The organism is Leucobacter rhizosphaerae, from assembly GCF_022919175.1.
Taxonomy (GTDB): Bacteria; Actinomycetota; Actinomycetes; order Actinomycetales; family Microbacteriaceae; genus Leucobacter; species Leucobacter rhizosphaerae.
Map to the genome: position 1 here is coordinate 883,484 of NZ_CP095043.1, position 18,743 is coordinate 902,226.

Here is an 18,743-nt window from a genome sequence, read left to right on the forward strand (position 1 = left end):
CACCGTTCGCACCAGTCCTTAGGGGAGACAGATGTTCAAGGGTTTCAAAGAGTTCCTGCTGCGGGGCAACGTCGTCGATCTCGCGGTCGCCGTTGTCATCGGCGCGGCGTTCAACACCGTCGTGCAGAAGGTGGTCGACGCGCTGATCAATCCGATCATCGGCATGGTCTTCAAGGCCGACTCGCTCGACGGCGCGATGATCGTCGGGTTACCGGGCGGCGGCGAGATCGCGTTCGGCGCCGTCATCGGGGCCGTGCTGAACTTCGTGATCGTCGCGGCGGTCGTGTACTTCGTGTTCGTCCTGCCGATGAACAAGCTGCGGAAGCCGACGCCGGAGTCGCCGGCCGTGCCGAGCGAGCAGGAACTGCTCACCGAGATCCGCGACCTGCTGCAGGCGCAGGCGGCCACGAATGGCGGTGCGGCACCAGGCGCAGCGGCCGGCCCGTCGGATCGCACGCCGCGCCACTAGGGCGCACGTCCTCGCCGGGCGCTAGCCCGCGCGCCGGTTCAGGCGCGCGAGGAACAGCGCCTCGGTGAGGATCGACTTGCGGAACGTCTCGAGGTGCAGCGACTCGTTCGGGCTGTGCGCACGCCCGTCGGGATCCTCGACCCCCGTGACGAGGATCTGCGCACTCGGGAACTCCTCGACCAGCTCGGCGATGAACGGGATCGAACCGCCAACCCCGATGTCGACGGGAGCGACGCCCCACGCGTCCGCCATCGCGCCGCGCACCTCCGCCACCGCCCAGCCGCTCGTGTCGACCTGGAACGCCTGGCCGAGGCCCGCGTCCTCGAACGTCAGCTTCGCGCCGAACGGGGCGTGCGCCTCGAGGTGCCGCGTGATCGCGGCGTACGCGGCCTCGGGATCCTGACCCGGTGCGATGCGCGCGCTCACCCGCACCCGCGCGCGGGGCACCAGGGTGTTCGACGCGTTGGCCACGTCGGGGGCATCGATCCCGGTGATGGAGATCGCGGGCTGGGCCCAGAGCCGCGACAGGATCTCGCCGCGCCCGATCGGGCTGACGCCGTCGAGCAGCCCCGTCTCCTCCCGCAGCCGCGCCTCGCTGTACACCGGCACGTCCAGATCGGCTGTGTGCAGTCCCGCGACCGCCACCGCACCGTCCGCGTCCCACAGGCTGTCGAGGAGGCGCACGGTCGCGAGCATGGCGTCGGGCACCGCTCCCCCGAACATGCCCGAGTGCGACGCCCGGTCGAGCGTCTCGACCGTCACGTTGAATGCCACCGCACCGCGCAGCGCCACGGTGAGCGCGGGGGTGTCGACGTCCCAGTTCGAGGAGTCGGCGACGATGATCGCGTCGGCGGCGAGCAGGTCCCGGTTCTCGCGCAGGAAGTTGCCGAACGACTGCGACGCCCACTCCTCCTCGCCCTCGATGAAGAGCGCGATGCCGAGGTCGAGGTCGGTGTTGGTATCGGTGTTGGCACCGGATCCCGCGGCACCCAGCGCCTCGGCGTGGGATCCCGCGGCACCCAGCGCCTCGGTGAGCGCGCGGATCGCGCCGATGTGCGACATCACTCCGGCCTTGTCGTCCGCGGCGCCGCGGCCGTAGAGCCGGCCGTCGCGCCGCGTGGGCTCGAACGGAGGCGTCTCCCAGTCCTCGTCCTTGCCCGGGGGCTGCACGTCGTGGTGCGCGTAGAGCAGCACGGTCGGGCGCCCGTTCCGGGGTTCCCGCCGGGCCACGACCGCGGGCTGCCCGAGCTCGTCGCCGCCCTCGACGGGCGCGCGCCGCACATCGACGACGTCGAAGATGCCGAGCCCGCGCAGCTGTTCGGCGATGGCTTCGGCACTGTGCGCGACGTGCGCCGGATCGAACGCCGGCCACGACACCGAGGGGATCCGCACGAGCTCCGACAGCTCCTCGACGGTGGCGTCGAACCGGGCGGCGACGCGCTCGCGGACGACCGCGTCCAGCGGGTGTTCGGTGCTTTGGTGGTCCACAGGGTCCTCCTCGGGGGTGCGCGTGCGGGGTCGCGTGCGGGGTCCAGACCAGCCTAGCGAGGCGGGCTGGATCGTCAGCGCTGTCGGAGATCTCACGACCGCAGGAGCGTTACGCCCCGCACCCTCCGTCCTGCGTGACATCTCCTTCAGAAGTGGCGCGGCAGTCGTGCCGCAGTGGGAATCGAGCGCGGTGGCGGGGGGCGAGCGCGGTGGCGGGGGGGCGAGCGCGGTGGCGAGCGCGGTGGCGAGCGCGGTGGCGGGCGCCGATCCGCGGGTCTACGATGGCGCCATGGCACTGCACCTCGAGACCACCCTGCTCGCGCAGGGACCGGCGACCGCGATCGAGCTCACCGACGACCAGGTGGCGGCGCTCGGCGGCGGCACACGCGCGGCCGTCATCGTGACGATCGGCGGCCGCACCGCCCGGCTGCGGCTCGGCGTCATGGGCGGCAAGAACCTCATCGGCCTGTCGAAGGCCTCGCGCGCCGAGCTCGGCGTGGAGATCGGCGACACGGTCTCCGCGGACATCGAGCTCGACAGCGCGCCCCGCGAGATCCAGGTGCCGGAGGACCTGGCCGCGGCGCTTGATGCCGACCCCCGCGTGCGGGCCGCCTTCGACGCGCTCGCCCCGTCGCACCGCAAGGAGCACGTGCGGGCCGTCGTGGAGGCGAAGCGGTCCGAGACCCGCGCGCGCCGGATCGCCTCGACGGTCGAGACGGTCCGCGCTTCGCTGGCGTAGGCGAACGCCCGACCCCAGCTACGCCTCGCGCTCCGCGCGCTCGGCCTCCTGCGCGTCCCGCAGCTCCCGGGTCGCCGCCTGCACCGCATCCTCGGCGCGCTGCCGTCGCCGCTGCACGAGCGTGCTCGCCCCGTACTTGGCGCGCAGGCGATCCCGACTCTCCTCCGTCGCGGTGATGATGTAACTGCTCGCAATCAGGATCACCTGCGCCGACAGATTGAACCAGATGAGCAGCGCGATGAGCGCCGCGAACGACGCCAGCAGCGGGTTCGACGCCGCGCCGCGCACGAAGAGACCCGAGAGCTCCTGGAGCACGGTGAGGCCGACTCCGCCGAGAGCCGCGCCGGCCCAGAGGGCGCGCCCGGAAGCCCGCACGCCGGAGAGGAGCCGGAAGACGAGCACCACCGCGAGGGTGTCGATAGCGAACACCACGAGGATCCCGAACCCGCGGGTGACCCACTCCGCGACGGGGCTCCCCGAGAGCCCCAGCCACCCGGTGACCTCGGGAATCCAGAGCGCACCGACCGTACTCGCGACGACGGCGAGCACCAGCAGGCCACCGAACGCGATGGCGACGAGCAGATTGCGCAGCAGCACCCACAGGATGAACGTCTGGTCGGTGAGCTCGTCGGCGAGGATCCGGAGCGCCGAACGCAGACTGCCGATCGCGCTGATCGCCGCCCCCACGAGGCCCACGAGCGATGCCGCGCCGACCAGCGAGAAGCCGAGGTTCGCGCGCACCTGCGTCGGGTCGACGATATCGGCGAGCCCGGGGATCACGGTGTTCAGCGAGTCGGCGAGCGCCGCGAGCGCGTCGGGATTGTTGCCGAGCCAGAGCGCAGCCGCGGAGAAGCCGAGCAGCACGGCCGCGAACACGCTGAACAGCGCGCGGTACGTGATGCTGTCGGCGAGCATGGGGCCGCGGCGCTCGCTGTAGCGCAGGAAGGCGCGGACGATGCGGAGTCGGAGGAGTCGTGCGATGAGGGCGCGCATGGGTCGGGATCAGCGCTCCTGCAGGTTCTGCGCGAGCATCACGATGATGCCGCTCGGGCCGCGGAGGTAGCAGAGCTTGTACACGCCCGCGTAGTTCGCGACACCCCGGAGCGGGTGGCAGCCGTGCCGGGCGGCGATCGCGAGGGACGCCTCGATGTCGTCGACGCCGAAGGCCACCCGGTGCATGCCGATCTCATTCGGGAGCGTGGGTTCCGTCTCGATGGCGTCCGGGTGGAGGTACTCGAAGAACTCGAGCTGCCCGCGCCCGTCGGGGGTCTGGAGGATCGCGATCTTCGCGTGGTTGCCGTCGAGACCGACGGCCGTATCGGCCCAGTCGCCGCTGATCGTGTCGCGCCCGACGACCGTGAGCCCCAGGTCGGTGAAGAAGTCGATCGCCGCCTCGATATCGCGGACCGCGATACCGACGTTCTCGAGTGTGATGGCCATGTCTCGGATCGTAGCAATCCGGGCTGCGCGACGGGAGGGGGTGCGGCGAGCGCCGGGTCTGCGGTAGCGCACCAGCGGACCGGTGCACCGCACCCGATGTCCGAGGCCTGTCGTACACTCGACCCGGACGCGCCGCCGCGCGTCTCCCCACGTCCGTTGCGCGAAGGATCGAGGCCCACCGTGTCCATGACCGAAGATCTCCTGGGCGCGCAGTCGTCGCAGTCGCTCATCGCCTCGCTCGAGCGCGCCGACCCGGGTGCGAGCTACGCGGCGACCCGCGCCGCGAGCGGCGAGCTCGGCGCGCTGACCCTGAGCGAGCGGGCGCGGGCACTGGCCCGGGCGATCCTCGTGGATGTCGACGGCGACCGGGATCGGCTCACCGCCGTGATCCGCTGGTCGCTGGCCGACGGGGAGTTCGGCGGCTGGACGCTCTGGCCGGTCGGTCTCGCCGCGTCGTGGAGCGCCATCGAGGCGGACACGAGCGGCGCGTTCGACACCGCCATGTCGCTCATGCGTGAGCTCACCCCGCGCATGACCTCGGAGTTCGCGATCCGGCCGTTGCTGCTGCACGATCTGGACCGCGGCCTCGGCCACCTGCGCGAGTGGACCGATGACCCCGACTGGAACGTCCGCCGCCTCGCGTCCGAGGGCAGCCGCCCGCTGCTGCCCTGGGGCGAACGGCTCCCCGCGCTCGTGCGGGATCCGGCACCGACCCTGCCGATCCTCGACGCGCTCTACGCCGACCCGGAGGAGTCGGTGCGGCGCTCCGTCGCGAACCACCTGAACGACCACAGCCGAGCCCACGCCGCCGCGGTGGTCGCCGCGGCGCGCAGCTGGCAGGAACGCGGCGGCACCGATATCGAGCGCACGGTGCGGCGCGCGCTACGCACGCTCGTGAAGCGCGGCGATGTCGACGCGCTCGCAGTGCTCGGCTTCGCACCGGCCAGCGTTGAGGTGGACCCACTCGCGCTCTCCGTCGACGCGGTGCCCGTGGGCGGTGACGTGCGGTTCCGCACCTCGGTGCGGAACACGGGCGACCAGCCGGCGCGGCTCGTCATCGACTACGTGCTCTCCTTTCCCGGGGCCCGGGGCGACGAGCGATCGAAGGTGTTCAAGATCGCGCAGCGCAGCCTCGCACCCGGCGAGGCCACTGAGGTCGCGGCGGGCCACTCCTTCCGCGCGATCACGACCCGGAAGTACTACCCCGGGCGGTACGGACTGGCGCTGCAAATCAACGGCGTCGTGCACGAGCGCGCCGAGTTCACGATGGAGGCTGGCTCGTGACCGCCGCTGAACCGGGGACCGGATCCGGCGGTGCCGCCAAGGTCGACCTGAAGAAAGCGCTTCCGTCGTACCGGGCGCCGCGCGGCGCGTTCCAGGTGCTCGAGGTGCCGGAACTGCAGTACCTCATGATCGACGGGCACGGCGACCCGAACACGGCCCCGGCCTACACCGAGGCGCTCAAGGCGCTCTACCCCCTGGCGTACGCGCTGAAGTTCGCCAGCGCACGCGAGCTCGGGCGCGACTACGTCGTGATGCCGCTCGAGGGACTGTGGTGGGCCGACGACCTCGCGACCTTCACCACCGCGCGCGACAAGTCGCGCTGGGACTGGACGATGATGATCCTGCAGCCCGACTGGCTCGGCCCGGCGGACCTCGCCGCGGCACGCGATCGGGTCGCCGCGAAGTCCGCGCCGCCGCGGCTCGACGAGGTGCGCTGGGGCAGCCTGCGCGAGGGGACCTGCGTGCAGACCCTGCACGTCGGCTCCTACGACGACGAGGCGCCGGTGCTCGCGGAGATGCACGAGCGGTTCATCCCCGAGCAGGGGCTCCGCCTCGCGGGCACGCACCACGAGATCTACCTGAGCGATGCGCGGAAGGTCGCGCCGGAGAAGCTCCGCACGATCCTGCGGCAGCCGGTCGCTGCCGCGGAGTCGAGGCCGGGCTGACGGCTACACCGCGAAGAACGCGTCGACGTTCGACAGGAGGATCCGGGTGCCGAGATCCCCGTCCCAGGTGACGCGCACACCGTGCTTCTCAAGGATCGGGAACACCTCTCCGTGCATCAGCTCGGTGACGATGCGCGCGTACCGCCGCTCACGGGCTGACTCGCTCAGCGCGTTCCACTCGTCCTCCGGCAGGAACGCATCGAGGAACGCACCGTAGCCGACGTAGGTATCGCGGCTCTCCGGGATCCCCTCGGCGTCCTGCTCGTGGTAGTAGAGGTACCCGCGCCAGGTGCGCGAATTGTCGCGCTCGTCCCAGATCTCCTCGGAGCCGCAGGTGCCGCAGCAGGTGAAGTTCTCCCGACCGATGACGCCGATCGACGCGAGCTCCGCGAACGCCCGGCGCAGCGGGGTGTCGGGCAGCCCGCCGAGCGCGCGCTGCTGAGTGCGGCGGAGGTCGATCACGGAGGCGAAGAAGCGCTCGGCCTCCGCATCGTCGATGCCGGCCTCGTCGAGGTCCTCGCTGAACATCTCGACGTAGATCTCGGGGTCGCTCTCCCCCTGCAGGATCATCGTCCACACCTGCTCGCGCAGAAACCCGCGCGCATCCTCCGAGAGATTCCACGACTCCGGAATCGCGTACGCTGCGGGCGGGGTGTACCAGTCTGCACTCTGCGCTGCACTCATGGCTGCATTCTCCTCGCCAGGTCGGGGCGGGCACAACTCCGCGCTGCGGGATCGGTCCCGCGTCACCGCCCGAGCGCCGCCGCGAGCTGCGCGAGATGCGCGCGGCTCAGTGCGGCCGCTGCGGCGGGATCCCGAGCGAGCACCGCGTCGGCGAGCTGCTCGTGCGCCCGGTGGTCGGGATCGGTGCCGAAGGTGTGCCCGGCACCGCCGGCGCCCCGCAGCCGCAGCATCTCCACCATCGCCTGCCGGAGCCGCGGCGTGAATCCGTCGAAGAGCTCCAAGAGAATGGGGTTGTGCGCCGCGACCACGATGCTGCGGTGGAACGCGGTGTCGGCGTCGACGTGGTCCTCGAGGATCGACCGCCGCTCGTCGCGCTCCCGCAGCGCCCGCCGGATCGCACGCGCGTCGGCCGGGGTGCGGCGGGTCGCGGCGAGCGCCGCGGCCTCTCCCTCGATCGCGGCCCGTGCCTCGATCACCGCGACGATGTCGGCCCGGCGCAGCACCGCGTCCCAGTCGTCGGGCGCGTCGAGGGCGATCACGAACACCCCTGCGCCCTGCCGGGAGCTCAGCACTCCGCGCCCGGCGAGCTGCCGGATCGCCTCGCGCACCGTCGATCGACCGACGCCGAGCTGCCCCGCGAGCGTGGTCTCCCCCGGCAGCTTCGCGCCGAGCTCCCACTCGCCGTCGCGCACGCGCGCGAGCAGCGCCTCGGCCGCCTGGTCCGCGAGCGGTCTGCGCTGGAGCTGGGGCATGGCGTCATCCTCTCACTCCGCAGCTTGTCTGAGGAGTTGTGATACAGTCTAGCCATGCTCATCGCTCGTCGCCTCCTTCTTCGCCGCCACGGCGGGGTGTAGCCAGACCGGCTCCCCGCTGTGGAGCCGAACGACGCGCCGGTCACTCGTTTGCGACGCAAGGACTCCGCAGCCATGACCACCAGCAGCACCACCACGACCAGCAGCACCACCCCCTTCCCCGGCATCGACACCCCCGCCGGCCCGATCCCGCACGGCGCACCCGCCTGGAACCGGCAGCGCCGCTCGCAGATGCCCTCCCACCGCTACCGCGACGCGCACACCCGCGTCGAGGTGCCGGAGATCCCGCGCCAGTGGCCGTCGCGTCGCCTCACCGGGGCGCCGCTCTGGGTGCCCGTCGACCTGCGCGACGGCAACCAGGCGCTCGCCGAGCCGATGGGCCCCGAGCGCAAGCGCCGGTTCTTCGAGCTCATGGTCGCGATGGGGTACACCGAGATCGAGGTCGGCTACCCCTCGGCCTCGCAGACCGACTTCGACTTCGTACGCCTCCTCGCCGAGACCGACCTCGCCCCGAGCGACGTCACGATCGTGGTGTTCACCCCCGCGCGCCGCGACCTCATCGAGCGCACCGTGGCCGCAATCCAGGGCATCACGAATCCCGTGGTCATCCACCTGTACACCGCCACCGCGCCCGTGTGGCGCGAGGTGGTGCTCGGCAAGGATCGCGCCGCGCTCACGGAGCTGATCCTGTCGGCCGGCCGCGACCTGCTCGAGCTCGCGGGACACCTGCCGAACGTGCGCTTCCAGTTCTCCCCCGAGGTCTTCACCCTCACCGAGCCGGACTACGTGCTGGAGCTCTGCGACGCCATCACGGAGCTCTGGCGGGCGACGCCGGAGCGGCCCGTGATCCTGAACCTGCCCGCCACGGTCGAGATCGCCACCCCGAACGTCTACGCGGACCAGATTGAGTACATGCACACGCACCTCGCCCGGCGCGACAGCGTGATCCTGTCGGTGCACCCGCACAACGACCGCGGCACCGGCGTCGCGTGCGCCGAGCTGGCGGTGCTGGCGGGGGCGCAGCGGGTCGAGGGCTGTCTCTTCGGCAACGGCGAGCGCACCGGCAACGTCGACCTCGTCACGCTCGCGCTCAACCTGCACGCGCAGGGCGTCGACCCCATGATCGACTTCTCCGACATCGACGAGATCCGGCGCACGGTCGAACACTGCAACCGCATCGAGGTGCACCCGCGGCACCCGTACGCCGGCGACCTCGTGCACACCGCCTTCAGCGGCACGCACCAGGACGCGATCAAAAAGGGGTTCGCCGAGCACCGCGCGCGGGCGGCAGCCGAGGGGGTCTCCGAGCGCGACCTCGAGTGGCGCGTACCCTACCTCCCCATCGATCCCGCGGACCTCGGCCGCAGCTACGACGCGGTGATCCGCGTGAACTCGCAGTCGGGCAAGGGCGGGATCGCCTACCTGCTCGAGGCCGAGTTCGGGATCGCGCTGCCGCGGGAGGCGCAGATCGCGTTCGCGCGCCGGGTGCAAGCGCACACCGACGCGACCGGAGCGGAGATCACCGCGGCCGAGCTGCGCGAGCTCTTCGAGTCCGCGCAACTCGGGTAGGCGCTCGCAGAGGGATTGCCCGCCCCGTCACGCCGCCCGCCCGTCGAGTGCCGCGAGCACCCGGCGGAGCGCGGCGCGGTCGCTGCCCTCCGCCTGCTCGCGCGTGCGCCCCGCGGCGTCCGGGCGCTCTTCGACGTGCACGACGCGGCCGGGTCGATCGCTCAGCACGAGGACCCGATCGGCGAGCAGCAGCGCCTCCTCGATGTCGTGCGTGACGAGCAGGATCGGCCGGCGATCGCTCGCGGTGAGGTCGAGCAGCCAGTGCTGCAGCCGCCGCCGGGTGAGCGCGTCGAGCGCGCCCAGCGGCTCGTCGAGCACAAGCGCGGGCTGCGGCATGAGAAAGGTGCGCAGCAGCGCGACGCGCTGCCGCATGCCGCCCGAGAGCTCATCAGGCCAGGCGCGCTCCTGGCCGGCGAGCCCGAAGCGCTCGAGCAGCCCGAGCGCCTCGGCCCGCGCGGCGGCGCGATCCCGACCCGCGGTCTCGGCACCGAGGGTCATGTTGTCGATCGCCCGCAGCCAGGGCAGCAGGGCGTCGCGCTGCGGATGGTACGCGACCCCGCCGGGTCGCCCGACGAGGTCTCGACCCCCGATGCGGGCGCTCCCGAGCTCCGGTACGAGCAGCCCGGCGAGCACGCGCAGCAGGGTCGACTTGCCGCAGCCGCTCGGCCCCACGAGCGCGGTCAGGGTGCCGGGCTCCACGGCGAACGACACCTCGCTCAGCACCGGCGTGCGGGGCGCCCGTCGTGCGGCGCGCCCCGCTCCCGGCGCGCGGAAGGCGTGCGCGACCGCGTCGACGACCAGGGCGGTCATGTCAGGCCGCGGGCAGGTAGTCGTTCGTCCACGCGCCCTCGAGCGGCGCCGTGTCGTCCAGCATGCCTGCCTGCACCAGGAACTCGGTGAAGCGCGTCCATACGGGCTCCTCCATCTGTCCGAAGCGGTCGGCCTCTCCCGCCGCGTCGGTCTGGAAGAGCGGCGCGTAGTACGCCACGGCGTCGCGCACCAGCGTCTCGTCGAGCTCGGGTGCTCCGGCGAGCAGCGCCTCGGCTCCGGCGTCGGGATCCGCCGCCACCGCCTCGTACCCCTGGCTCGTGGCGTCGAGGAAGGCGCGCGTCAGCTCCGGATCCGCCGCCATCGCCTCGCCGTTCCCCACGATCACCGGGGTGTACCAGTTCGGAATGCACTCCTCGTGCGCCGACAGCGGCAGGATCACCACGTCGTCGCGCTCGGACTGCGCGCGGAGCGCATCCCAGCCCCCGAACACCCAGGTGACGTCGAAGCGATCCTGCGCGAGCCCCGCGAGGTAGTCGACGTTGCCGATGTCGATGAACTCGATCGAGTCGGGGTCGCCCCCGCCGCAGGTCGCGAGCTCCGACATGATCTCGGTCTCGAGCGCCCCGCCGTACCCGCCGTAGGTGAGCCCGGCAAGTGATGCGGGATCCTCCGTCAGCCCCGTGCCCTCGAGGCCCATGAGCACGGAGTCGTTCACGGGGAGCAGGGTGGCGATGGCCTCGATGTCCATGCCCGCCGCCCGCGCCGGCAGCACCGACTCGGCCTGCGAGATCCCGAACTCGACCTGGCCCTCCGCGACGGCCGCGTCGGCACCGATGTCGGCACCCGGTTCGATGATCTCGAGGTCGATGCCGGCATCGGCATACAAGCCGTTCTGCTCGGCGTAGTAGATGCCGGCGTGGTGCGCGTTGGGCGTCCAGTTCAGCATGAGGGTGACCTGCTGGAGGTCGCTGTCGGTGCCGGCGGTGCCGGATCCCGCCGATCCGGCACCCGAAGCGGCGCCGCTGCAGCCCGCGAGCAGCAGACCAGCGGAGAGGAGGGCGATCGCCGCGGTGGAGGAACGGGCAGCGTGGGTGGAGAACGAAGAAGTGCGAGTCACGTCGGGGTGACCTTTCTGTGGGGTGTTCAGGAGGGTGAGGTGCCGTCGGCGCGGGCCGATGCGGCGCGGGTGCGCGCGAGGGCGCGGTCCCCGAGGAGAGCAGTGATCCAGAACAGCAGCACGCCGAGCACGGCGATCACGCCGACCGCGGCGAAGAGCTGATCCATGCGGTAGCTGGCCTGGGAGCGCTGCAGGTACACGCCGAGTCCGACGGATGATCCCATCCACTCGGCGATGATCGCGCTGAAGACGACGTAGCTCGCGGAGACCTTCGCGCCCGCCACGATGCCGGGCACCGCGCCCGGCAGGCGCACGCGGCGGAGCACGGTGCCGCGGGAGGCCCCCATCGAGACGAGCAGGTCGACGAGATCGCGGTCGACGGATCGCATCGCCGCGGCCGCGCTGATCACGACCGGGAAGAACGCGCCGAGTGTCACCACGAGGATCTTCGGCCAGGCGCCGAACCCCATCGCCGCGATCACGATCGGCGCGAAGATCACCGGAGGGATCGCCTGACTGGCGATGAGGATCGGCTCGACCGCGCGCCTCGCGGAGTCCGAGAGGGTGAGCGCGACGGCGATCCCGAGCCCGAGAACGGCGCCGATGGCGAAGCCGGCGACGGCGATCTGCACGGTGGCGAGCAGGTGCTCCCCGAGCAGCGTGCGGTCGTTCCAGGCCGCCTGCCACACCTGCGCGGGGGCAGGGAGCAGGTAGTCGGGAACGCCGGTGATGCGGACGAGCAGATCCCATACGAGCACGACGCCGATGACGGCGACGAGCACGGGGAGGATCTGCCGCGTGATGGTGCTCACGGCGGCGACAGCGGGCGGGCGCTAGTGCGTGATGCGCGCCGCGAGGTCCGACATGGAGGCCTCGAAGCGATCGTCCTGCGCTTCCAGGATCCGCACGTGCGTCATGTTCTGCTCGGCGCCCGAGGCGAGCACGGCCTCGTGTAGCTCGCGCATGAGCGGCCAGAGCCGGTCGGCCGGTCCCTGCACCGTGGTGCCGAGCGCGCCGACCTCGTACTCGAGGCCGCTGGATTCGATGACCCGAATCGCCGCCTCGCAGTGGGCGTAGGGCCCCCGCTCATCGCCGTGGGGTGTGGGACCTACATGGACATGGATCAACATATTGACCGCTTCCCTCCGCTCGCATTACCGAGATCAGGTTTCTGGGGTGGTCCACCTCGGTCGGCGGATCTCAGCCATTCGGCCCCCCCAGCGGATGTTCACTGTGGATTTCTCACCCTAGCAGACGGGGTGCGGGGCTAGGTTCGCCCGTCACGCACCCAGCGCGACGACAAGACTCGCGGCCGCGAGCAGCGCGCACACCGGGGTCATCACGGCGCGCTCGGGTCGGCTGCGCGAGATCGCGTTCATCCCGATCCCGAGCACGAAGTACCCGACCAGGATCCACGTCGCCACGCGTACGAACCCGGAGTCGCCGCCGCCGAGCAGGCCGCCGCGCGACAGCAGGATCGCGGCGAACCCGGCGTAGAGCAGCACCGAGACCGCGCTGCCGATGCGGAGCTTGCGCGGCAGGATCCGATGCTGACCGCCCCAGACGAGCGTGCCGTAGGGCTTCCCCGAGGCGACCAGGATCTGCAGGACGGCGAGCGCCGCGAGCACCAGCGTGGCGAGTGCCGCCGCGGCGAGCTGGATCGTCATGGTGGCAGTGTATCGGGGGTGTGGTTCGCGCGGCGGGGTGCGTGCGGACGCTCGATGCAGGCGAGCTCAGTGCGCGTGGTGACTCGTGCCGTGCGGCACCGCGTGCTCCCCGGCCGAGGTATTCGCGAGGGCGGGCGTCGTGAGCGCCGCCACCACCATCGCCGCCGCGGTGACGGCGATCACCGTGGCACCCGGGCGTGGTGAGGCTGGGGCGCCGGACCCGGCCGAGTAGGCGCTCGCTGCCCGGAGTCGTCGCAGACGCACGGCGGCAAGCAGGGCCACGGACCAGTGCAGCACGACGAGCACCGCGAAGGGCACCCAACCTATCTGGCGGGCGAACACCAGCGCCGTCGCGGCGGCCATCACGACCACGGAGACGGCGATCGCGAGCCGCGGCGCGAGCATGCGCCCCGCGCGGAGCACCCCGAGCCCCCACACCAGCTCCGCGGCCGCCGCTGCGAGCAGCGTTCCCGCGAGCAGCCAGCCCGATTCGGCGGCGATCGCGCAGAGGATCAACGTCGACCCGATCGCCGCTAACGCGCTCCAGATCCCGGCGAATGCGCGCCAGCCGTCGGCGAGCGCGCCCCGGACCCCCGGGAGCGCGCTCGGGTCGGTGGCAATCATCAGGCCACGAGCGGACCCGTCGGCCGCGCCACCTGCTTGTCGGCTCCCAACGCCACGCCCAGGAGCACGAGCGCGCTGCCGAGGTGGAGGATGTGGTCGGCGGTGTTCAGCGCGAGGATGTTCGCCGCGGTGTCCGCGATGAAGAACCCGACGATGCCGACAAGGAGGTAGACCGCGCCGACCGTCCCGTTGACCGCCTTCGCCGCACGGGTGTTCGCGAGTCCGGCGATGATCAGGGCCGCACCGATCGCGAGGTGCACCACGTTGTGGAGCGGGTTCACCTCGAAGATCCCGAGCAGGAGATGCCCATCGCGCGCGATGAACCCGATCCCGCCCGTCACGGCGAAGCCCAACAGCCCCACGACCACGTACACGCCACCGAAGATGACGCCGACGATCCTGTTGACAGATTTCATGGTGTGCCCCCTTGCGATTGGTCACATGGGCGGGTCTGATCGATGCCGCATGTGTTGCCCTCCAGCTAAGGGGGTGCGAGACCGCGACGCGATGGGGTTGTGCTCGGGCGGAATCCTGCGTAGGGTCGCGCGACGCTGCCGGGGATCGCGGTCGGTCTGGTTCTCCGCGGGCTCAGTCCTCGGCGGGCTGGGTCGTCGGCATCCGATCCCGGTCGTACGTGATCGTCGAGTAGCCGTGCGGCGCCGCGTTACCCTCCTCGTCGATGTTCACGAACACGATGCGCTCGATGCTCAGGATCACCTTGCGGGTGATCATGTTGCGCACCTCGGCGCGCATGGCGAGCGAGGTGCGGCCGAAGGAGGTCGCGACGAGCCCCATCTCGATGAGATCGCCCTGCCGCGCGGACGCCTGGAAGTTGATCTCGGAGATGAACTTCGTGACGACGCGGTGGTTGCCGAGCTGGATGATCGCGTAGATCGCGGCCTCCTCGTCGATCCAGCGCAGCAGGCTGCCGCCGAAGAGCGTGCCGTTCGCGTTCAGGTCTTCGGGTTTGACCCACTTGCGGGTGTAGAAGTTGATGCCGTTGACGCGGGTCTCGGGGGCGTGGGAATCTGCGGAATCTGTGTGCGGTGCCATGGTTGCGAGCCTATGCCCGCCCGGTTACGTGGGTGATTCGGGGCTCGGGGTCAATCCGCGCAACATTGCTGCGGCGAGCGCGTCGGTGTCGTTAGCATCGCAGCATGAGCATCGACTTCCCCGACCTGCCCGAGTCCGTCACAACGAAGCGCGTCCCGGTGGGTGACGGCGTGGAGATCCGCGTGCTGCGCGCGGGATCCGGCGACCCGATCCTCTTCGTGCCGGGCTGGAGCTTCTCAGCCGAGGTGTTCGTGCACCAGTTCACCGAACTCGCCGCGCACGCCGACGTGATCGCCATCGATCCCCGCGGCCACGGGCAGTCGAGCAAGCCACTCACCGGCAACAGCTACCCGCAGCGCGGACGCGATCTCGCCGAGGTCATCGAGGCGCTCGGGCTCACGAACTTGACGCTGGCCGGCTGGTCGTTCGGGGTGCTCGACGTGCTGTCGTACCTGCAGCAGAACGGCCACGCGCGGGTAGCGAAGCTGATCCTGATCGACGAGCCGCCGCGGGTGCCGTTCGATCCCGCGAACCCCGCCGAGTGGGGCGAGGCCGGGCTCAGCCATGACGGGCTGCCGGCTTACATCCAGTTCCTGTCGACGAATCGCCAGGGGTTCCTCGAGTACATCGCGTCCGACGCGCTCGGGGTGCCCGGTGAGCGTGCCGCGCAGGATCCCGCCACCGTGAAGCTCATCGCCGACGGGGCCCAGACGCCCGAGCACATCGCGATCATCACGGGGGTCGAAGGGCTGTCGACCGACCTCTCGGCGACCGCGATCGAGTTCGATGGCTCGGGCAAGCCGCTGTTGTTCTTCGCGAAGGACGAGTGGGCGGACGACGCCCGGCGGTGGGTCGGAGCGAACCTCCCCCACGCGGAGTTCGCGACGATCCCGGTGCACGCCGGATTCCTCACCGAGCCCGGGGCGTTCAATGCGCGAGTGCGGGAGTTCCTGGGGAGCTAGGCTCCGGGCGGGGTGGGCTCTGCTACTCCCGCGCCGTTAGACCCGAGCCGTCATTCGGAAATGTGCCGTCAATCGGATGGAGGCGCGCTGTTCCGTCCGAAAGAGCGCGCAAATCCGACTGACGGCCCGCCGGTGCTCATGACATCACGCTGTTGCACCCGGGCCGCGAGCACCTCACGCGGTCCTGGGCACTCACGCGGTCGGATCCGGCCGGTTCCCTCCGCGTGACGGGCCACATCCGCCTGGCAGTCCGAGTTCCCAGCTCAGCGCGGCCGACCGAACTCCGCCACCGCGAGGTCGGTGCGATCGGTCACGATGCCGTCGACGCCGAGGTCGACGAGCGCCCGCATGCGCGCCGGGTCGTTCACCGTCCACACGTGCACCTCGACGCCGTGCCGATGCGCGGCGGCGAGCAGTCGCGGGGTGAGCACGCGGATCGCGCCCTGTCGCTCCGGGATCTGGAGCGCATCGAGGCCGGCGAACGCTCGCGCGAGAATCGGTCGCGATCCGGTGCCCCCGCCCAGGGCGACCGCCGCGAGGATCCGCACGAGCGCGCCACGGCCGGGCGAGGTCGCCGGGCGTTCGGTACCGGGCACTCGCGCCGCCGCTCGGAGGGCGGTGCGGCGCCAGCGGTCCGAGAAGCTCGTGAGCAGCACCCGGTGCGCGTGGTGCGCCACGGCGCGACCCATCGGCTCGGCGGCCCCCGCGGCCTTCACATCGAGATTGAAGCAGGCCTCCGGAAAGGCCTCGAGCGCCTCCGAGAGGGTCAGCAGTCCGCCGCGGTCGGCCATGATCGCCGCGAGCTCGCGGTGCGTCACGTCGGCGATGCGCCGGGGATCCCCCGCCACCCGCGACAGATCGCTGTCGTGGGCGAGCACGACCCGTCCATCGCGCGTCAGGTGCCCGTCGGATTCGAGATAGCGCGCGCCGGCGTGCTGGGCGGCGAGGAAGGCTGCGTGCGTGTTCTCGGCGAAGGGCGCCGGAGTGGCAGTAGGTGCGGCTGCAGCAGCAGGTGCGGGGCCGGCGAGCGAGGTCGCACCCGGCGGCACGAACCCGCGGTGGGCCAGGATCCGCGGTCGCGCGGGATCCGCGAGGTATGGGTGCGGGTCAGCGCGTCGCACGGCGATCCTCACGCATATCCACTCCGGTTCCTCGGCGGGCGTCACAGGTCTCTCCTGCGGACCCCGCACGCGTTCTCGACCCTACTCTGCCTCGGTCTGACCCGGGCCTCCCAGGCCCGGTACGCTACCCCCATGACGGGGATTCGGACGGGCCGTGCGACCGCACCCCTGGCCCGCGGGCGACGTGTCACCCCGGAGGGCGTCACGCTGGTGTGGGAGATCGCCGCACCATCGGAATCAGCGGTGCCGCCGAAACCGCAGGATCCGGCCGCCCGTCGCCACATGTCCCGCCGCCTGCTCCGCGCGGAACTCGACGAGATCCTCCCGGGAGGGCACCTCCTCGTGCAGCAGTGCACGAGCTGCGGCAGCACGGAGCACGGCCTGCTCCGTGTCGAGCGCACCGCATCACACGCAGGCCGCGAGGCTCCAGCGGCCCCGGCTCCCCCGCTCGTCAGCGTGAGCTACGCGGGTTCGCTCGCAGTCGCCGGCATCGCACCTCCGGGGTCGCGCAGGTTCGGGATCGACGTCGAGTGGGACACGCCGGAGCGCCAGCGTGCGGCGCGCGAGGCCTTGGGAGCACCCGCGGGCGGCGCAGACCCAGACCACCCACTCCACGCCTGGACCCGCCTCGAGGCCATCGCGAAGGCTCGCGGCCGGGGGCTCCGCGACGGCTGGGAGCGGCCGAACGCAACAGGGCTCACCTGCACGGAGTTGACGCTCGAGTTCGGCTCGCGCGCGGATGGCCCGGATCCCGGCGCGGAACCCCACGCGAACCCCGGCCCGCACCCCAGCGCGATCCTGAGCATCGCACTCGGCTGAGCGAGCCAGCCAGCCAGGGAGGCACAGCAAACACCGCCGAGCCCCGCCCCACCTACACCCGCGGCGGCAGCTCCGGCAGCGCGGTCCCGTCGAGCCAGTCCCGCCACACGTCGCCCAGCGACGCCGGGCTCAGCGCCTCGGCGTGCGCCCGGAAGTCCGCCGTCGTGACGAGCGCGTGCCGCTGCGCCTCCGCCCAGCTCTGCAGCAGCATCTCGAACAGCACCGCCCCGAGCCTGCGCCGCAGCGCCTCCAGCACGAGCGCCCCGCGCTTGTACACCCGGTCGTCGAACATGTCGGCGGGCCCGGGATCGGCGAGGCACAGATCCTGCGGCAGCGCCGCGAGCCGCATGTGGTGCAGCTCGGCGAGCTCCGCGATCGACGGCCCGCCCGACGCCTCCGACCAGATCCACTCCGCGTAGCACGCGAAGCCCTCGTTGAGCCAGATGTCCTGCCACCGCGCGATCCCGACACTGTTGCCGAACCACTGGTGCGCGAGCTCGTGAGCGATCAGCCGCTGCTCCGACGGCGCGCAGTGGTTCACCCCGAAGGTCGCCATGCCCTGCGCTTCGAGCGGGATCTCCAGCGCCTCCTCGCACACGACGATCGAGAGAGCGTCCTGCGGGTACGCCCCGAACCAGCGCTCGAACACCGTCAGCATCTGCTCGACCGGCGCGAACGCCTCTTGCACACGCGCCGCCTGCGCGGGCGGCGTGATGAGCCGGGCGCGGCCGAGCGGGAACTCCGCGTACGCCCCCACGTGGGCGGCGAGCAGGTACGTCGCGGTCGGCACGTCGCTCGTGAAGGTCCAGGTGCGCTTGCCCCCGCGCGTCGACACGGCGCCCGGCACGCCCGTGACATCGACGAAGAACTCGCGGTCGCAGGTCACGCGGACGTGGTACGTGGCGCGGTCGTCGACCCGGTCGTTGCACGGGAACCACGTCGGCGCCCCGCTCGGCTGCGACGCGACGAGGGCGCCGTTCTCGAGCTCCTCCCACCCGATGAGCCCCCAACGCGACCGGGTCGGCCCGGGCCGCCCCGCGTACTCGATGGCGAGCTCGAGCGTGTCCCCCGCGTCGAGCGGCGCCGCGAAGCGCACGTGCACGGACCGATCCCGCTGCACCACCTGTTTGTGCACATTGCCGTTCACCCGCACCTTGCCCACCTGGAGCCCGATCAGGTCGACGCGGATCGCCGACGTCGCCTCCACGATCCGCACCGACAGCGTCGCGACCCCCACGAGCCGGTTCGACCGCGGGGTGTAGTCGAGGTCGAGCGCGTAGCGGGTCACCGAATAGCGTGCGTCGCCCGAGTGCGGCAGGTACGGGTCGGGCGTGTAGGGGTGCGCGGGCCGCGGCAAGCGGGGCGGAGTGCGGGGCGGAGTCGACTGCGGCGGCATCTCGGGTTTCGGGTTCGGGATCACGGGCCGGAGCGGATCCCGGGCCTCGAAGCAGTCTCGCAC

The 18,743-nt window shown here is 71.6% G+C and carries 22 protein-coding genes and 1 riboswitch; of the genes, 7 read left to right on the forward strand and 15 right to left on the reverse strand.

From position 1 onward, the window contains the following. Window positions 1–31: 31 nt before the first annotated feature. Entirely contained in the window at window positions 32–469 is a 438-nt protein-coding gene (gene mscL / locus MUN76_RS04085; protein ID WP_244687387.1) for a large conductance mechanosensitive channel protein MscL, read from the forward strand. Window positions 470–490: 21 nt separating this feature from the next. On the opposite strand, the gene MUN76_RS04090 is transcribed toward mscL, so the two are convergent. Then, complete coding sequence (locus MUN76_RS04090; protein WP_429953137.1) at window positions 491–1,957, reverse strand: dipeptidase; 1,467 nt, start codon at window positions 1,955–1,957, stop codon at window positions 491–493. A 289-nt stretch (window positions 1,958–2,246) separates the two neighbouring features. Here MUN76_RS04090 and MUN76_RS04095 point away from each other — a divergent pair, with 289 nt between their 5' ends. Then, window positions 2,247–2,696: a YdeI/OmpD-associated family protein gene (locus tag MUN76_RS04095; protein WP_244687389.1), complete on the forward strand. Its 450-nt coding sequence runs from the start codon at window positions 2,247–2,249 to the stop codon at window positions 2,694–2,696. A gap of 18 nt (window positions 2,697–2,714) precedes the next feature. On the opposite strand, the gene MUN76_RS04100 is transcribed toward MUN76_RS04095, so the two are convergent. Both MUN76_RS04100 and MUN76_RS04105 read right to left on the reverse strand, forming a co-directional pair. Then, a complete protein-coding gene (locus tag MUN76_RS04100; RefSeq protein WP_244687391.1) occupies window positions 2,715–3,689 on the reverse strand; it encodes a YihY/virulence factor BrkB family protein in 975 nt (324 codons plus the stop codon). A gap of 9 nt (window positions 3,690–3,698) precedes the next feature. Further along, a complete protein-coding gene (locus tag MUN76_RS04105; RefSeq protein ID WP_244687392.1) occupies window positions 3,699–4,136 on the reverse strand; it encodes a VOC family protein in 438 nt (145 codons plus the stop codon). Between the two features lie 186 nt (window positions 4,137–4,322). Here MUN76_RS04105 and MUN76_RS04110 point away from each other — a divergent pair, with 186 nt between their 5' ends. After that, window positions 4,323–5,420: a DNA alkylation repair protein gene (locus MUN76_RS04110; RefSeq protein ID WP_244688656.1), complete on the forward strand. Its 1,098-nt coding sequence runs from the start codon at window positions 4,323–4,325 to the stop codon at window positions 5,418–5,420. Beyond that, window positions 5,417–6,085, forward strand: a complete 669-nt coding sequence (locus MUN76_RS04115) for a GyrI-like domain-containing protein (protein ID WP_244687394.1) — start codon at window positions 5,417–5,419, stop codon at window positions 6,083–6,085. The genes MUN76_RS04110 and MUN76_RS04115 overlap by 4 nt, the downstream gene beginning before the upstream one ends. A 3-nt stretch (window positions 6,086–6,088) precedes the next feature. Here the strand turns inward: MUN76_RS04115 and MUN76_RS04120 are convergent, their stop codons facing one another. After that, window positions 6,089–6,769: a DUF6891 domain-containing protein gene (locus MUN76_RS04120; protein ID WP_244687395.1), complete on the reverse strand. Its 681-nt coding sequence runs from the start codon at window positions 6,767–6,769 to the stop codon at window positions 6,089–6,091. Window positions 6,770–6,831: 62 nt separating this feature from the next. Then, a complete protein-coding gene (locus MUN76_RS04125; RefSeq protein ID WP_244687397.1) occupies window positions 6,832–7,521 on the reverse strand; it encodes a FadR/GntR family transcriptional regulator in 690 nt (229 codons plus the stop codon). A 174-nt stretch (window positions 7,522–7,695) separates the two neighbouring features. Between MUN76_RS04125 and MUN76_RS04130 the strand changes: the two genes are divergently transcribed. Beyond that, the gene (locus tag MUN76_RS04130; protein WP_244687399.1) at window positions 7,696–9,150 is read left to right on the forward strand and encodes a 2-isopropylmalate synthase; all 1,455 of its coding nucleotides are present in this window, start codon (window positions 7,696–7,698) and stop codon (window positions 9,148–9,150) included. A 27-nt stretch (window positions 9,151–9,177) separates the two neighbouring features. On the opposite strand, the gene MUN76_RS04135 is transcribed toward MUN76_RS04130, so the two are convergent. The 8 genes from MUN76_RS04135 to MUN76_RS04170 form a co-directional block, all read right to left on the reverse strand. After that, on the reverse strand, window positions 9,178–9,960 hold the full coding sequence (locus MUN76_RS04135; RefSeq protein ID WP_244687401.1) for an ABC transporter ATP-binding protein: 783 nt from the start codon (window positions 9,958–9,960) through the stop codon (window positions 9,178–9,180). Between the two features lies 1 nt (window position 9,961). Then, window positions 9,962–11,038 carry an ABC transporter substrate-binding protein gene (locus tag MUN76_RS04140; protein ID WP_244687402.1) on the reverse strand — a complete coding sequence of 359 codons (1,077 nt, stop codon included), beginning with the start codon at window positions 11,036–11,038 and terminating at the stop codon, window positions 9,962–9,964. 26 nt (window positions 11,039–11,064) lie between these two features. After that, window positions 11,065–11,850 carry an ABC transporter permease gene (locus MUN76_RS04145; protein ID WP_244687404.1) on the reverse strand — a complete coding sequence of 262 codons (786 nt, stop codon included), beginning with the start codon at window positions 11,848–11,850 and terminating at the stop codon, window positions 11,065–11,067. A gap of 21 nt (window positions 11,851–11,871) precedes the next feature. Beyond that, window positions 11,872–12,168, reverse strand: coding sequence for a thiamine-binding protein (locus MUN76_RS04150; RefSeq protein ID WP_244687406.1), 297 nt, complete (start codon window positions 12,166–12,168; stop codon window positions 11,872–11,874). Then, window positions 12,162–12,267, reverse strand: a riboswitch (TPP riboswitch). (Overlaps the previous gene by 7 nt.) Window positions 12,268–12,318: 51 nt before the next feature. Further along, on the reverse strand, window positions 12,319–12,705 hold the full coding sequence (locus MUN76_RS04155) for a hypothetical protein (RefSeq protein ID WP_244687408.1): 387 nt from the start codon (window positions 12,703–12,705) through the stop codon (window positions 12,319–12,321). A gap of 66 nt (window positions 12,706–12,771) precedes the next feature. Further along, window positions 12,772–13,329, reverse strand: coding sequence for a hypothetical protein (locus MUN76_RS04160; RefSeq protein ID WP_244687409.1), 558 nt, complete (start codon window positions 13,327–13,329; stop codon window positions 12,772–12,774). Further along, complete coding sequence (locus tag MUN76_RS04165) at window positions 13,329–13,745, reverse strand: DUF4383 domain-containing protein (protein WP_244687411.1); 417 nt, start codon at window positions 13,743–13,745, stop codon at window positions 13,329–13,331. The genes MUN76_RS04160 and MUN76_RS04165 overlap by 1 nt, the downstream gene beginning before the upstream one ends. Window positions 13,746–13,917: 172 nt before the next feature. Further along, window positions 13,918–14,382 (reverse strand): acyl-CoA thioesterase, encoded by a 465-nt coding sequence (locus MUN76_RS04170; RefSeq protein ID WP_244687413.1) that lies wholly within the window; start codon window positions 14,380–14,382, stop codon window positions 13,918–13,920. 104 nt (window positions 14,383–14,486) lie between these two features. Here MUN76_RS04170 and MUN76_RS04175 point away from each other — a divergent pair, with 104 nt between their 5' ends. Then, window positions 14,487–15,344 (forward strand): alpha/beta fold hydrolase, encoded by an 858-nt coding sequence (locus MUN76_RS04175; protein WP_244687414.1) that lies wholly within the window; start codon window positions 14,487–14,489, stop codon window positions 15,342–15,344. A 263-nt stretch (window positions 15,345–15,607) separates the two neighbouring features. Here the strand turns inward: MUN76_RS04175 and MUN76_RS04180 are convergent, their stop codons facing one another. Continuing rightward, window positions 15,608–16,465, reverse strand: coding sequence for a glycerophosphodiester phosphodiesterase family protein (locus MUN76_RS04180; RefSeq protein ID WP_244687416.1), 858 nt, complete (start codon window positions 16,463–16,465; stop codon window positions 15,608–15,610). 132 nt (window positions 16,466–16,597) lie between these two features. Here MUN76_RS04180 and MUN76_RS04185 point away from each other — a divergent pair, with 132 nt between their 5' ends. After that, window positions 16,598–17,284 (forward strand): 4'-phosphopantetheinyl transferase superfamily protein, encoded by a 687-nt coding sequence (locus MUN76_RS04185; protein WP_244687418.1) that lies wholly within the window; start codon window positions 16,598–16,600, stop codon window positions 17,282–17,284. A gap of 52 nt (window positions 17,285–17,336) precedes the next feature. Here the strand turns inward: MUN76_RS04185 and MUN76_RS04190 are convergent, their stop codons facing one another. Next, window positions 17,337–18,743, reverse strand: coding sequence for a M1 family metallopeptidase (locus MUN76_RS04190; RefSeq protein ID WP_244687420.1), 1,407 nt, complete (start codon window positions 18,741–18,743; stop codon window positions 17,337–17,339).

Bases quoted from the DNA above. Each gene is read 5' to 3' on its own strand.
- mscL (WP_244687387.1), top strand. From the start codon at position 32: ATGTTCAAGGGTTTCAAAGAGTTCCTGCTGCGGGGCAACGTCGTCGAT.
- MUN76_RS04095 (WP_244687389.1), top strand. From the start codon at position 2,247: ATGGCACTGCACCTCGAGACCACCCTGCTCGCGCAGGGACCGGCGACC.
- MUN76_RS04100 (WP_244687391.1), bottom strand. From the start codon at position 3,689: ATGCGCGCCCTCATCGCACGACTCCTCCGACTCCGCATCGTCCGCGCC.
- MUN76_RS04105 (WP_244687392.1), bottom strand. From the start codon at position 4,136: ATGGCCATCACACTCGAGAACGTCGGTATCGCGGTCCGCGATATCGAG.
- MUN76_RS04110 (WP_244688656.1), top strand. From the start codon at position 4,323: ATGACCGAAGATCTCCTGGGCGCGCAGTCGTCGCAGTCGCTCATCGCC.
- MUN76_RS04120 (WP_244687395.1), bottom strand. From the start codon at position 6,769: ATGAGTGCAGCGCAGAGTGCAGACTGGTACACCCCGCCCGCAGCGTAC.
- MUN76_RS04125 (WP_244687397.1), bottom strand. From the start codon at position 7,521: ATGCCCCAGCTCCAGCGCAGACCGCTCGCGGACCAGGCGGCCGAGGCG.
- MUN76_RS04130 (WP_244687399.1), top strand. From the start codon at position 7,696: ATGACCACCAGCAGCACCACCACGACCAGCAGCACCACCCCCTTCCCC.
- MUN76_RS04135 (WP_244687401.1), bottom strand. From the start codon at position 9,960: ATGACCGCCCTGGTCGTCGACGCGGTCGCGCACGCCTTCCGCGCGCCG.
- MUN76_RS04150 (WP_244687406.1), bottom strand. From the start codon at position 12,168: ATGTTGATCCATGTCCATGTAGGTCCCACACCCCACGGCGATGAGCGG.
- MUN76_RS04155 (WP_244687408.1), bottom strand. From the start codon at position 12,705: ATGACGATCCAGCTCGCCGCGGCGGCACTCGCCACGCTGGTGCTCGCG.
- MUN76_RS04160 (WP_244687409.1), bottom strand. From the start codon at position 13,329: ATGATTGCCACCGACCCGAGCGCGCTCCCGGGGGTCCGGGGCGCGCTC.
- MUN76_RS04165 (WP_244687411.1), bottom strand. From the start codon at position 13,745: ATGAAATCTGTCAACAGGATCGTCGGCGTCATCTTCGGTGGCGTGTAC.
- MUN76_RS04170 (WP_244687413.1), bottom strand. From the start codon at position 14,382: ATGGCACCGCACACAGATTCCGCAGATTCCCACGCCCCCGAGACCCGC.
- MUN76_RS04175 (WP_244687414.1), top strand. From the start codon at position 14,487: ATGAGCATCGACTTCCCCGACCTGCCCGAGTCCGTCACAACGAAGCGC.
- MUN76_RS04185 (WP_244687418.1), top strand. From the start codon at position 16,598: ATGACGGGGATTCGGACGGGCCGTGCGACCGCACCCCTGGCCCGCGGG.